This window comes from Anaerococcus porci (assembly GCF_009696575.1).
Lineage (GTDB): Bacteria > Bacillota > Clostridia > Tissierellales > Peptoniphilaceae > Anaerococcus > Anaerococcus porci.
Genome location: NZ_VULQ01000006.1, coordinates 103,715 through 117,281 on the forward strand (window position 1 = coordinate 103,715; position 13,567 = coordinate 117,281).

The following is a 13,567-nucleotide window of genomic DNA, read 5'->3' on the forward strand; positions in this document are numbered from 1 at the left end:
ATATGAAGATTACAGTAGTAGGTTTAGGATATGTTGGTTTATCCAATGCAATTTTATTATCCTTAAATGAAGAAGTTGTTGGAGTAGATGTTGATAAAGAGAAAGTTTCTATGATAAACAATAAGAAATCACCTCTTAAAGATAAGGAAATTATTGAATATCTTCAAAATGAAGATTTAAATCTTACTTGTAAGACCAAAGCTGATGAAGATTATAAGGACTCTGACTATGTAATTATAGCTGTTCCTACAAATTATGACGAAGAAGATGAGTACTTTGATACATCCCTTGTAGAAGGGGTTATAGAAGATGTAAAAAGCGTAAACAAAGACGTAATAATCATTATAAAATCAACTATTCCAATAGGATATACCAAAGAGATTAGCAAGAAGTATAATGCAGAAAATATAATATTTTCACCTGAGTTTTTGAGAGAAGGAAGAGCTCTTTATGATTGCTTATATCCTTCAAGAATTATCTTTGGTGGGGATGAAAAGTATACAAAAAATATTATTAAAGCCTACTTAAAGGCAAGTAAAAATGCTCCAAAAGTTTTAATTATGGGAAAAACTGAAGCAGAAGCTGTTAAGTTATTTGCCAATAATTATCTTGCTATGAGAATTTCATTCTTTAATGAATTAGATTCTTTTGCTGAAAGTAAAGGCCTTGATACAAGAAATATTATTGATGGAGTATGTGAGGATCCAAGGATAGGAAATCATTATAATAATCCATCCTTTGGCTATGGTGGATATTGTCTACCAAAAGATACCAAGCAACTTTATGCAAACTATAGAAATATTCCGAATTCCATGTTTGAAGCAATTATTAAGTCAAATAAGATAAGAAAAGATTTTGTATCTAGAAGAATAATAGATAAAAATCCGAAAACGGTTGGGATTTACAGACTAACTATGAAAACTAATTCTGATAACTTTAGAAAGTCAGCAATCTTTGATGTGATTGAAAATCTCAAAAAAGAAAATATCGAAATAATTGTATATGAACCTACTCTAAAAGTTGAAGAAATTGAAGGATTGAGGGTAGAAAATAACTTAGATGAGTTTAAAAAATGTGATGTAATTGTTGCTAATAGGGTTGAAGAAGAACTAAAAGATGTGAAAGATAAACTATATTCAAGAGATATTTACCAAAGAGACTAAGGAGAGCTTATGACTGAAAAAAAGAAAAAATTTATACCTCAAGTACACTCTAAACTAAGAAAATCTTTTATTACTGTTCCAGAAGAAATATATAGGGCAAGTGGAATTAAAATCTATGAAAAAAGAATAAAATCATTATTATTTACGACAGACCTTGCCATTATTAGAAATACAAACGCAGATTCCATTATGGCAGTTTACCCTTATACACCGCAAAACACTATAGCTCAATCCATAATATCAACAGCATCAGTACCATGCTTTATAGGAGTAGGTGGAGGAACAACTAAGGGCTTAAGAAGTAAGTATATTGCCTTTGATGCAGAGCTTGAGGGAGCCTATGGAGTTGTAGTTAATTCACCTATACCAAATAAAGATATAGAAGCTATATCAGAATTTGTAGATATACCTGTAATTGCTACAGTGACAGGTTTTAAGGATGATGTACTAGGTAAGATTAATTCTGGGGCTGAGATTTTAAATATCTCTGGTGGTCCAAAAACTCCTGAACTTGTGGCAAAAATCAGAAGTATTGTTGGTGAGGAATTTCCAATTATAGCTACTGGTGGCAATAAGCCAGAAACAATACTAAAAACCATAGAAGCTGGGGCTAATGCCATTTCATACACAGCTCCATCAAGTGCAGAAGTATTTGAGACAATGATGGAAAATTATAGAAAATAAGAACGAAAGACTGTTTAGAGGAAAATTTTAAACAGTCTTTTTATAAAGGAGAATTTATGTATAAGGGATATATTACTGATATAGAAGGTATAAAGATAGGGCATGCTCAAAATTTTGATGCAGGAACTGGAGTAACTGTTCTTATTCCTCCAAGAGGAAATACTGCAAGTGTAGAAGTAAGAGGAGGAGGTCCTGGAACACGTGAAACGGATTTATTAAATCCTATAAATACAGTAAGTGAAGTATCAGCTCTTGTCTTATCAGGAGGATCAAGCTATGGACTTTCTGCAAGCGTTGGAGTTGTAGAAGAGCTTGAAAAAGACGGGATAGGTTTTAAACTTCCAAGTGGAGTTATTGTTCCTATAGTTTCCCAAGCAATTTTATATGATTTAGACTATAAGGAATCAAAAATAAGACCAGATGCTAAAATGGGGAAAGAAGCTTACGAAAACGCAAACTTTGATGAAAATCGCCAAGGAATAATTGGTGCTGGTACAGGAGCGACTGTTGGAAAGGCAATGGGAGAAGACTTTCTTATGAAATCAGGTCTTGGATCTGCAACAATTGAAGTAGGGGATTTAAAGGTATCTGCTATAGTTGCCTTAAATGCTATGGGGGACATTTTCGATGATGAAAATGGTAAGCAAATTGCAGGAATTTATAAGGATAATAAATTTATACCAACTATAGATGTCTTATGTGATTTATATAAGAAAAATCAAATTGATAAGAAAAATTCCCTAAATACAACGATAGGTATAGTTGCTTCAAATGGGAAATTTAGCAAAACTGAGCTAAGAAAAATTGCAGGTATGGCTCATAATGGATACGCCAGGGCTATAAGACCAGTCCATACTATGCTTGATGGAGATACAATTTTCTCCCTTGCTACAAACAAGGTAAAGGCAGATATAAACCTAGTAGGGGCCTTATCAGCTAAGGTGATGGCACGTGCTATTGCAAATGCAATATATTATTCTAAAATTGAAGATAGTGGAGAGTTTATTTAATAAAAATATTGACACAAAGTTGAATTTATAGTAACATAAATAAGAATTCTCTACTCCGACTTAAAGATCGGGGTCAAAGACCAAAGGGAGGTGAAAAAGATGAATAAGTATGAAGCAGTATTGATTTACAAACCAGAAGTTTCAGATGAAGAAAGAAATAAATCTCTTGAAATATTCAAAGGTATCATTAATGATAGTGGAGAAGTTGAATCTGTAGATGACTGGGGAAAAAGAAAACTTGCATACGAAATCAACTATATCAAAGAAGGATATTATTATATTGTTGATTTCAAAGCTAATGCTGACCACATCAAAGAATTTGAAAGAAGATTAAGAATATCAGATTTAATTCTTAGATTCATGGTAATCAGAAAAGAGGACTAAGATGAACAAAGTTTTTCTTATAGGAAGACTAACCAAAGACCCTGAGCTTAGGTATATCCAATCAGGTCAAGCGGTTGTTAGTTTTACCTTAGCAGTTGATAAAAGATTAAGTAGACAAAAAAAGCAAGAAATGGAATCTCAAAATCGTCCAACAGCTGATTTTCCAAGAATCACAGTATGGGGAATGCAAGCTGAGAATATATCAAAGTATCTTAGAAAAGGAAGTCAATGTGCTATAGATGGTAGGCTTGAAACAGGCTCTTACCAAGATAAAGATGGAAAGATGGTCTATACTACAGATGTAGTTGCAGACAATGTGGAATTCTTAGGTTCAAGATTAGATAATGCTGGAAATGGCCAAGCTTTTGGAAACATGAACCAAGATCAAGGTTATAGTAATTTTAACCAAGAAAGGTCTTACAATAATTCTAGTAATTTCCAACAAAATAACAACAATCAAAACATAAACGATGATGATGACTTTTTCGATGATGACTTTCAAGAAATTCAAGATGACGGAAGAATTCCTTTCTAAGTATTAGGAGGATAAAATGCGTAGAAATTTCAGACCAAGAAAGAAAGTCGACCCATTTGTCAAAGACCCTTCAAAAGTAATAGATTATAAGGATATTGAAACTCTAAAAAGATTTATCTCTGATAGAGGAAAGATCCTTCCAAGAAGAGTTACAGGACTAAATGCGAAACATCAAAGAGAAGTAACAAGAGCAATAAAAAGAGCTAGACAAGTAGCTTTATTGCCTTATGAAGAAAACTAAAATTAATCGATAAATAGAATAAATAATTTTCAATAAGCAAAGAAAGCACCTTATAGGTGTCTTTTTTTTATTTAAAAGTAAAATTATTTTATGGAGATAAATAAGAAAAGATATAGGGATTTTGATTCCTATTTTAAGAAGAAGTATAAGAAAAAGATAATAAAACTTCCTCTAGATGGTGGCTTTACTTGTCCAAATAGGGATGGTACTATTTCAGATAAGGGTTGTATTTATTGCTCTGAAAATGGGGCAGGCGATTTTACTAATAGGCTAGATGATATAGATAAGCAAATTGAATTCCAAATAAATAGGCTTAGAAAAAAAGATAGAGATGAGGGCTATATTGCCTTTTTTCAAAATTTTACGTCGACTTATGGGGATATTAATTATATAAGATATGTTTTTTATAAGGCGATTAATAATCCTAGTATTATGGGCCTTTCTATAGCAACTAGGGCAGACTGTTTAACAGATGAAGTACTTGAGTTATTGGATGATTTAAACAAGAAGACATTTTTAATAGTTGAATTAGGATTACAATCTGTAAATGAGGATACTATTTCTTTTATAAATAGAGGTTACAGCCACAGGGAATTTGATAAGGGAGTTTTAAAACTAAATAATCTTAATATAAAAACTTTAGCTCATCTTATAATAGGTCTTCCTAAAGAAGATATAAATGATTATCTAAAGGATGTGGATTATATAAATAAGAGAGGATTTTGGGGACTTAAAATTCACAATCTTTATATAGAAGACGATACTTTAATATATGACTATTATAAAGAAAATGAGAATCTTTTTACGATGACAAAAGATGAGTTTACTGATTATATTATTGAGATCTTGGGTAAATTAAATCCTAGTATTGTCATACAAAGACTTACTGGAGATGGTAGATATGATAGGATAGTTTGGCCTATTTGGTCAAAAAATAAGGCGGCTGTTCTTTCAACTATAGACAAGAAATTAAAAGATATGAATTTAAAGCAGGGGGATTTATGGAAAGAGAATTAGGAAATTATTATGTAGAAGGATATAACTTTGATACAAAAACATATGATAGTAAGGAGAATACAATTTTACTTGTAGTAGACCTTCAAGAAAATCTTATGCCAGCAATATACAAGTCTGATGAGATAGTTAAAAAAACTTCTGTACTTTTAAAAACTTTTGATATGTATGGTATTGATAAGATTGCTACAGAACAATATCCAAAGGGACTTGGAAAAAGTGTAGCAGACATAAAAAAATATTTGGATGATGACCATATATTTTCTAAGACAAGCTTTGATGCTATAACTGATGATGTTTTCTCATACCTTAAAGAAAAGAAGATTACAAACGTTGTGATAACAGGGGCTGAGAGTCATATATGTGTTTTTCAAACAGTAAGAAGACTTATTTTTGAAGGCTATAAGGTATTTGTAGTTGAGGATGCAGTTTCAAGTTTTAATCAAGAGCAAAAAGAACTTGGTCTTAAACTAATTAGAGATATGGGAGCAAGTATAGTCAATACAGAACTTATAATGTTTGATCTAGCTAGTGATTCAAAAGATAAAAATTTCAAAGAAATTTCAAATCTAGTTAAAGAAATAAGAAAATAAAATGTTAAATAGGACTATTTCAGCTGTCAAGTCATCTGAAAAAGGTCCTATTTTTATTTATATTTTTAAATGTTAATTTATAAATTATGCTTGATATCAGACTTTGTTTTTAATATCATATAGGGATAGAAGTTTCAAATAAAAGTTTCAATCTGCAAAAAATTCCAGTATTTTTATAAAAAATTGGAAATTTTTTCTTAAAAAAACTTATATTTTTTAATTGAAATAAATACGAGTGATTTACTTGTAATTAGCTAAAATTAGCATAGAATATATGATGGTACAAGTTTTTACTTGTGCTTTTATTGGTATAAATTACCTTTAATAATATAGGAAAGGAAAATGTATGAATTTACATATGGGACTTGATGTCGGCTCTACCACTGTAAAGATTGTTATAACTGATGATGATTTTAACACTCTTTACTCTGTGTATAGAAGGCATAAATCAGATGTTAAACAAACAGTAGCTACTGTCTTAAAAGAAGCTTATGAACAATTTAAGAATGATTTTGTAACTGTAAATGTAACAGGATCAGGTGGAATGTTTGTGGAAAAATACTTGGGTATAGACTTTGTCCAAGAGGTCATCGCAGAAACCAAGGCCATAAAGAAATTTATTCCTGAAACTGATGTTGTAATAGAGTTAGGTGGAGAAGATTCTAAGATAACTTATCTAAAAGGATCTGTAGAACAAAGGATGAATTCAATTTGTGCAGGAGGTACTGGTGCTTTTATTGACCAAATGGCTGCCCTTCTTGATACAGATGCATCAGGACTTAATGATTTAAGTAAGGACTATAAAAAAATTTATCCTATAGCAAGTCGTTGTGGTGTATTTGCAAAAACTGATATCCAAGCTTTGATGAATCAAGGTGCTTCTAGGGAAGATATAGCAATCTCAGTTTTCCAATCAGTAGTAAACCAAACTATATCAAATCTTGCCTGTGGTAGACCTATAAAGGGAAATGTAACATTTCTAGGAGGACCACTCCATTTTTTAAAGGCCCTAAGAGATAGATTTATTGAAACTTTGGGAGAAGAAGAAAATACATTTTTTACTCCAGTAGATGCTCAACTTTATGTAGCAAAGGGTGCTGCTATAATGAGTGCAGAAGAAAGCGAGCCTATCTCATATAAATCACTTATAAAAAGTCTTGAGGAAGATAAAGATATAGATATGGAAATGACAAAAAGCTTGGATAGGCTTTTTAAAAGTGAAGATGAATATGAAGAATTTAAGAAAGAGCATAAGACAGATCTTGTAAAATATAGGAAAATAGAAGATTATGATGGGGAAATTTATCTTGGTATAGATGCTGGTTCTACTACTTCAAAGCTTGTAATGATTTCGGAAGATAATGAAATTCTTCATGATGATTATCAAATGAATTTAGGAAGACCTCTTGAAGTTGTAATAGGCATGCTTAAAAAGGCTTATAAGAAGATGAGTAATAAGGCCAAGATTGTATCAAGTGGAATATGTGGCTATGGAGAAGAATTTATAAGGAATGCTCTTCACATAGATAATGGTGAGGTTGAAACTATAGCCCACTACTCTGCAGCTAAATTCTTTAATCCAGAGGTGGACTTTATACTAGATATTGGTGGACAAGATATGAAAGCTATGCACATAAGAGATGGGATAATTGATTCTATCCAATTAAATGAATCATGTTCATCAGGTTGTGGTTCATTTCTTTCAACCTTTGCTGCAAGTGTAGGTCTTTCTGTAGAAGAGTTTCAAAAAAAGGCACTTTTTGCTAAGAAACCTGCAGATCTTGGCTCAAGATGCACTGTATTCATGAACTCTAAAGTAAAACAAGCCCAAAAGGAAGGCTCAGAAGTTTCTGATATAGCAGCTGGTCTTTGTTATTCAGTTATTAAAAATGCTATTCAAAAAGTAATAAAAGTAAGAGATCCCAAATCTTTAGGAAAAAATATAGTTGTACAAGGTGGAACATTTTACGGAGATGCAATCCTTAGGGCCTTTGAGAAATTATCAACTCGCAAAGTTACCCGTCCTGAAATATCTGGACTTATGGGAGCCATGGGTATGGCACTTTTATCTAAGGAAAAATCAACTGGCCACTCTAAGATTTTATCTCTTGAGGAGATAGATAACTTCACTTACACCCAAAAATCAGCAAGGTGTGGTAGGTGTACTAACAATTGTTCCCTACAAATAAACATATTTCCAGATGGTTCAAGATATATTACTGGCAATAGGTGTGAAAGAGGTGCTGGTGTAAAACAAGAAGAAACTTTAGCAGACCTTAATATGTATAAATTTAAGAATAAACTTCTATTTGATAGAAAAACATTGGGAGATAAAAATATACTAGGTAGGGTTGGTATACCAAGAGTTTTAAATATGTATGAAGATTATCCGTTTTGGCATGAGTTTTTTACATCTTTAGGTTTTGATGTAGTCTTATCAGATGAATCAACTAGGGAGATTTATGAAAAGGGTATAGCTACAATTTCATCAGAAACTGCCTGCTATCCTGCAAAGATTAGCCATGGTCATATAGAAAGCTTAATTGAAAAAGACCTTGATATGATATTTTATCCTGCAGTATTTTATGAATATAAACAATTTGATAAAGCTCAAAATCACATGAATTGTCCAGTTGTTTCAGGTTATCCTGATCTTATTGAAAATAATGTAGATAACCTTTCAAAAACCAAATATATGGCTCCATACCTATCTTTTGAATCAGAAAAGATAATATCAGATAGGCTTGTAGAAATTTTTGAAGGATATGAACACAATGGATATAAATTAACTAGAAAGCAAATTATAAATGCAGTTAAAAATGCTTGGGCTAAAGAAGGTCAATACCATGAAGATATAAGAAAAAAAGGAAGAGAAATTCTTGAATATGTCCATTTAAATAATGAAAAGGCCATAGTTCTTGCAGGACGTCCATATCATATAGACCCTGAGATAAATCATGGTATACCAGAGCTTATAGAATCTATGAGAATACCTGTTTTATCAGAAGATGCTATAGCATATTCGATAGAAGATTTAAAATATGAAACAAGGGTTCTTGACCAATGGTCCTACCATGCAAGATTATATAGGGCTGCTGAATTTGTAGCAAATGACCCATGTCTTCAATTAGTTCAACTAAACTCTTTTGGTTGTGGACTTGATGCAGTAACAACTGATCAAGTTCAAGAAATACTTGAATCAAGGGGAAAGATTTATACCCTTCTTAAAATAGATGAGGTATCAAATTTAGGAGCTGTAAAGATTAGGATAAGATCTTTAGTCCAAGCTCTTGAACAACAAAAGGGACGTGAAGATTTAAAAGAAAATTTAGATGATGATATTAAACTTTATGAAAGTCATGAATTCACCAAAGAGATGAAAAATGATGGATATACCATTCTTGCTCCACAAATGGCAAGAGAGCACTTTGAAATTATGGAAAGTCTTTTAAATGGGTATGGATATAATATAGAATTTTTGGATAAGGTTGACAGTAATGTCATTGATAATGGCCTAAAATATGTAAATAATGATTCATGTTATCCTTCAATAACTGTAGTAGGTCAATTTATGGAAGCTATCAAATCAGGAAGATATGATACAGATAAGCTTGCTCTTTTAATGACTCAAACAGGTGGAGCTTGTCGAGCATCAAATTATGTGGGTTATATTAGAAAAGCCTTAAAAGATGCTGGTTATCCACAAATTCCTGTAATTGCCCTATCAGCCCAAGGTATAGAATCTCACTCAGGTTTTGATCTTAAAAAAGTATCCAGTATCCCTATGCTTATAAATATTGTAAGATCTCTTTTACTTGGAGATTTAATAAATAGGGTTTCAAATGCAACAAGACCTTATGAGAAGAATAAGGGTGAAGTAAATTCTCTTAAGCTAAGATGGATAGGTGAAGCTTGTGATAAGATATTTGGAATGAGTTCAAAGACTTATAAGAAAATGATCCAAGATATAGTTAATGACTTTGATGAAGTTGAAGTTTTAGATATAAAAAAACCAAAGGCTGGAATTGTTGGAGAAATTTTAGTTAAATACTTAGAAGAGGCAAACAACCATCTACAAGATACACTTGAAGATGAAGGAGCTCAGGTTATAGTTCCAGATTTAACAGATTTCTTAATGTATTGTCTTGCAAATACTGAGATAAAAAAAGACTTATATGGAAAGAGTCCACTTACAGCATTTTTTGGAAAGGCTGCGATAAATACAATTGAGTTTTATAGAAAGCCTATTCGAAGAGCTCTTAAAAACTCAAAAAGATTTGAAGAACCAGTTTATATAAATGATGTAAAAGAATACGCAAAAGAGGTTACAAGTCTTGGAAATCAAGCAGGTGAGGGATGGCTTCTTGCAGGTGAAATGGTTGAGTTAATTCACCAAGATGCACCAAATATAGTATGTATTCAACCTTTTGGCTGTCTTCCAAACCATATTACAGGTAAAGGAGTTATGAAAAAAATAAGAGAAATCTATCCAAAAGCAAATATAGTAGCCATAGACTATGATCCAGGTGCAAGTGAAGTTAATCAAATAAATAGGGTTAAGCTTATGATGAGTCAGGCTCGTGAGAATTTAAAAGAAGAAGGTGCAAAAGTATAATATTATAAAAGACTAGTAGAATTGACTATCAGCAAAACTAAGGTAGTTAATAAGTAAGATAATCTCATTATTATCTTTAAAATATCGAAGTTATCATTATCTAGCCTTTATTTAAAAATCTATGTTAGTCTTTTATTTTTGTAAAATTAAAAAATTAAAAATTGTACCTATATTAATGTTTAGATTTCAATGCTTTAGTTTTCTATATAAAATATTTTAAAAGACTATTGACAAATATTTTGAAAAATAATAGAATATATGCAAGTTAGAAAACTTAATTAGTTTAAAAACTTTACAAAAAGAAGAGTACTAAGAAAAACTGATTACAGAGAGCTTCGATTGGTGAAAGAAGTAGATGTGATTTTTAGGAAGATGGTCTTTTTTAGGAAGTATCGATATTGAGATTCTTCCGGGTGCTCCCGTTATAGGGCTTAGAGTATGCTAGTACTTGATGAGTTCATATGCATGAGCATATGAAGAATAAAGGTGGTAACACGAGTCTTCGTCCTTTTTAGGAGAAGGCTCTTTTTTGTTATCTATGATAAAATTAAGGAGAAATAATAATGACTAAAGAAAAATTCACGAAAATTGATACACTTTGTGCACAAGCAGGTTATAATCCACAAAATGGAGAAAGTAGAATTCCTCCAATAGTTCAATCAACAACATTTAAATATGATAGTACTGACACAGTTGCAAAATTGTTTGACTTAGAAGAGTCAGGATTTTTCTACACAAGACTAGGTAATCCGACGAATGATGCCCTAGAGAAAAAAACAGCTGCTTTAGATGGTGGCATAGCAGCAGTAAGTACATCTAGTGGTCAATCTGCAAACCTACTTGCAGTACTAAATATAGCGAGAAGTGGAGACAATATAGTAGCTATAAACAATATATATGGTGGAACTTTTAATCTTTTAGCAACTACAATTAAAAATTTTGGTATTGAAACAAAGTTTGTAAATTCAAATGACCTAGAAGAATTAGAAAAAAATATAGATAAAAATACAAAATTGATTTTTGGAGAAACTCTATCTAATCCAAGAGCGGATGTAATTGATATAGAAGCTTATGCAAAAATTGCTCATAAAAATAATATCCCCCTTATACTTGATAATTCACTTGCAACACCAGCTCTTGTAAAACCAATAGACTTTGGTTGTGATATAGTAACCTACTCATCATCAAAATACTTAGACGGTCATGCAGCGGCCATGGGTGGAATTATAGTAGATAGTGGAAAGTTTGATTGGACTAAGGGAAATTTCCCTTACCTAAATGAGGCTGACGAGTCTTACCATGGTTTAATATATACCAAACATTTTGGAAATGTTGCTTATGCTGCAAGAATTAGAACAGTGGGACTTAGGGACCTAGGAGCAATACTATCTCCTTTCAATGCTTATTTGACATATCTTGGACTTGATACGCTTTCATTAAGACTCAAAAAGACAAGTGATAATGCCTTAGAAGTTGCAAAATTTTTAGAAGAATCTAATAAGGTAGAGAGTGTAAACTATGCCTACCTTCCATCAAGTAAGGACTATGAACTTTCACAAAAATACCTTAATGGTGGTGGAGGAGTTATTTCTTTTGAAATAAAGGGAGGGCGTGAAAAGGCTAAGAAGTTTATAGAAAACTTAGAACTTTTAACCTTATGTGTCCATGTATCAGATGTAAGATCATATGCCCTCCATCCTGCAAGCTCAACCCATAGACAATTATCGGATGAACAACTTAAAGAAGTAGGAATAAGTCCATCTCTTATAAGATTATCTATAGGGATAGAAGATATAGAAGACATATTAAAAGATATAGAAAATGCCCTTAATGCTTGATAGCTTGTGATAAAGTTTAGATGGTATAAGATTATTTAACAAGATAATACTTTTTAAAGAATTTGTAAAAAATGATAAAACAGCTCATCGCAAAAGACCATACAATATATTTATAACAAAACTAATTCTTCTATAATTAATAACAAAATAAATTAAAATATTCTTTGATATTATTATAGATCTTAGTTTGTTAGCTTTAAACTTTAATATAAAAAGTATTTGCTTTATAGTTTTATGAAAGTTAATTATTGTATATTTTAGTAAAAACTTGCAAGTATGTATGTAGAAAAATTTTTATAGTAGTTCACTTTAATTTTTTAATATCCTAAAATACTTATTTAAAAAAATAAAAAAATATTTGACAAATAAATTTTAAGGTTATATAATACATTACAAGTTAAAGCAATAAAAGCGTTGATGAGAAGAGTACATTTACTAAAGCTTAAAGCGAGTCCTGTAGAGTGTAAGAGGATAAGTGGAAGTCTATGGAAGAGAAACTTGGAGCTTATGGCCTAAGAAAAAAGCCATACGGGAACTCCCGATAAAGAGTTAGAGTATGTACGTACTTGATGAGGTCTATTTTGTGAAATATAGATGAAGATGGGTGGTATCACGAGTCCTTCGTCCCTTTGGGGTGAGGACTTTTTTATTTGCTTTAAACTGGAATATTAAAAAATAGGAGATATATTATGAAAAACTTGAAGAAATTAATATTAGTTGGATTAGCAATAACAGTATTTGCATCTTGTGGATCAAAAGATAAGGAAAGTGCTTCAAATGACGCAAGCACAGATAAAAAGAATACATCATTAGTTAGTGATGGTGTACTTGATTTAGGAACAAGCGCTGACTTTCCACCATACGAATTTTATGACGATAATAACAAAATTGTTGGAATTGATGCAGAAATAGCAGAAGCAGTTGGAAAAAAACTTGGAATGGAAGTCAAAATCCAAGATATGGAATTTGCAAATATAATTGCATCAATAGAATCAGGAAAACTTGATGGTGGTATATCTGGACTTTCTAAAACACCAGAGCGTGAGAAAAATGTAAACTTCTCAGATACTTATGCTAAGTCAGTTCAAAAAGTCTTGGTTAAAAAGGACTCAGGATATAAAAGCCCTGAAGATTTAAAAGGGAAGAAAATTGGGACCCAATTAGGAACAACTGGTGAAGCTGTTTCTAAGGATGAATATGGTGAAGAAAATGTTCAATCTTTTAATAAAAACTCTGATGCAGTAGTTGCCCTAAATAGTGGAAAAATAGATGCAGTGGTTCTTGATGAACAAACCGTGAAAAAATTCGCAGAAGCTAATGAAGGACTTGAAGTATTAGAAAAGTCTCTTGCAGATGATGAATATGCTATAGCATTGGATAAGAAAAATGATAAACTTCTTGAAGAAGTAAATAAGGCCATAAAAGAGCTTAAAGAAGATGGAACTATTGATAAGATTGTAAATAAATATATAGAAAGTAAGTAATAAAAC

General features: G+C 31.5%; 11 protein-coding genes. All 11 read left to right on the forward strand.

All coding sequences use genetic code 11. The features are described from left to right. The first annotated feature begins 2 nt into the window (after positions 1–2). The 11 genes from FYJ26_RS06255 to FYJ26_RS06305 all read left to right on the forward strand — a co-directional run bounded on the left by FYJ26_RS06255 (position 3) and on the right by FYJ26_RS06305 (position 13,561). The gene (locus FYJ26_RS06255) at positions 3–1,163 is read left to right on the forward strand and encodes a nucleotide sugar dehydrogenase (protein WP_154540737.1); all 1,161 of its coding nucleotides are present in this window, start codon (positions 3–5) and stop codon (positions 1,161–1,163) included. 9 nt (positions 1,164–1,172) lie between these two features. Beyond that, positions 1,173–1,847 (forward strand): beta/alpha barrel domain-containing protein, encoded by a 675-nt coding sequence (locus FYJ26_RS06260; protein ID WP_154540739.1) that lies wholly within the window; start codon positions 1,173–1,175, stop codon positions 1,845–1,847. 56 nt (positions 1,848–1,903) lie between these two features. Then, a complete protein-coding gene (locus FYJ26_RS06265; protein WP_154540741.1) occupies positions 1,904–2,857 on the forward strand; it encodes a P1 family peptidase in 954 nt (317 codons plus the stop codon). Positions 2,858–2,956: 99 nt separating this feature from the next. Next, positions 2,957–3,241, forward strand: coding sequence for a 30S ribosomal protein S6 (gene rpsF / locus FYJ26_RS06270; protein WP_154540743.1), 285 nt, complete (start codon positions 2,957–2,959; stop codon positions 3,239–3,241). Position 3,242: 1 nt separating this feature from the next. Next, positions 3,243–3,776 (forward strand): single-stranded DNA-binding protein, encoded by a 534-nt coding sequence (locus tag FYJ26_RS06275; RefSeq protein ID WP_154540745.1) that lies wholly within the window; start codon positions 3,243–3,245, stop codon positions 3,774–3,776. Positions 3,777–3,792: 16 nt separating this feature from the next. Further along, positions 3,793–4,017: a 30S ribosomal protein S18 gene (rpsR, locus tag FYJ26_RS06280; protein WP_154540747.1), complete on the forward strand. Its 225-nt coding sequence runs from the start codon at positions 3,793–3,795 to the stop codon at positions 4,015–4,017. A gap of 90 nt (positions 4,018–4,107) precedes the next feature. Further along, positions 4,108–5,034, forward strand: a complete 927-nt coding sequence (locus tag FYJ26_RS06285) for a TIGR01212 family radical SAM protein (RefSeq protein ID WP_154540749.1) — start codon at positions 4,108–4,110, stop codon at positions 5,032–5,034. Then, positions 5,019–5,624, forward strand: a complete 606-nt coding sequence (locus tag FYJ26_RS06290) for an isochorismatase family protein (RefSeq protein WP_154540751.1) — start codon at positions 5,019–5,021, stop codon at positions 5,622–5,624. The genes FYJ26_RS06285 and FYJ26_RS06290 overlap by 16 nt, the downstream gene beginning before the upstream one ends. Before the next feature lie 346 nt (positions 5,625–5,970). After that, positions 5,971–10,239 carry a 2-hydroxyacyl-CoA dehydratase gene (locus tag FYJ26_RS06295; RefSeq protein WP_154540753.1) on the forward strand — a complete coding sequence of 1,423 codons (4,269 nt, stop codon included), beginning with the start codon at positions 5,971–5,973 and terminating at the stop codon, positions 10,237–10,239. Between the two features lie 563 nt (positions 10,240–10,802). Further along, complete coding sequence (locus FYJ26_RS06300) at positions 10,803–12,077, forward strand: O-acetylhomoserine aminocarboxypropyltransferase/cysteine synthase family protein (protein ID WP_154540755.1); 1,275 nt, start codon at positions 10,803–10,805, stop codon at positions 12,075–12,077. Between the two features lie 689 nt (positions 12,078–12,766). Beyond that, entirely contained in the window at positions 12,767–13,561 is a 795-nt protein-coding gene (locus FYJ26_RS06305; RefSeq protein ID WP_154540757.1) for an ABC transporter substrate-binding protein, read from the forward strand. Positions 13,562–13,567 lie beyond the last annotated feature (6 nt).

Bases quoted from the DNA above. Each gene is read 5' to 3' on its own strand.
- FYJ26_RS06260 (WP_154540739.1), top strand. From the start codon at position 1,173: ATGACTGAAAAAAAGAAAAAATTTATACCTCAAGTACACTCTAAACTA.
- FYJ26_RS06255 (WP_154540737.1), top strand. From the start codon at position 3: ATGAAGATTACAGTAGTAGGTTTAGGATATGTTGGTTTATCCAATGCA.
- FYJ26_RS06290 (WP_154540751.1), top strand. From the start codon at position 5,019: ATGGAAAGAGAATTAGGAAATTATTATGTAGAAGGATATAACTTTGAT.
- FYJ26_RS06265 (WP_154540741.1), top strand. From the start codon at position 1,904: ATGTATAAGGGATATATTACTGATATAGAAGGTATAAAGATAGGGCAT.
- FYJ26_RS06305 (WP_154540757.1), top strand. From the start codon at position 12,767: ATGAAAAACTTGAAGAAATTAATATTAGTTGGATTAGCAATAACAGTA.
- rpsR (WP_154540747.1), top strand. From the start codon at position 3,793: ATGCGTAGAAATTTCAGACCAAGAAAGAAAGTCGACCCATTTGTCAAA.
- FYJ26_RS06285 (WP_154540749.1), top strand. From the start codon at position 4,108: ATGGAGATAAATAAGAAAAGATATAGGGATTTTGATTCCTATTTTAAG.
- FYJ26_RS06295 (WP_154540753.1), top strand. From the start codon at position 5,971: ATGAATTTACATATGGGACTTGATGTCGGCTCTACCACTGTAAAGATT.
- FYJ26_RS06275 (WP_154540745.1), top strand. From the start codon at position 3,243: ATGAACAAAGTTTTTCTTATAGGAAGACTAACCAAAGACCCTGAGCTT.
- rpsF (WP_154540743.1), top strand. From the start codon at position 2,957: ATGAATAAGTATGAAGCAGTATTGATTTACAAACCAGAAGTTTCAGAT.
- FYJ26_RS06300 (WP_154540755.1), top strand. From the start codon at position 10,803: ATGACTAAAGAAAAATTCACGAAAATTGATACACTTTGTGCACAAGCA.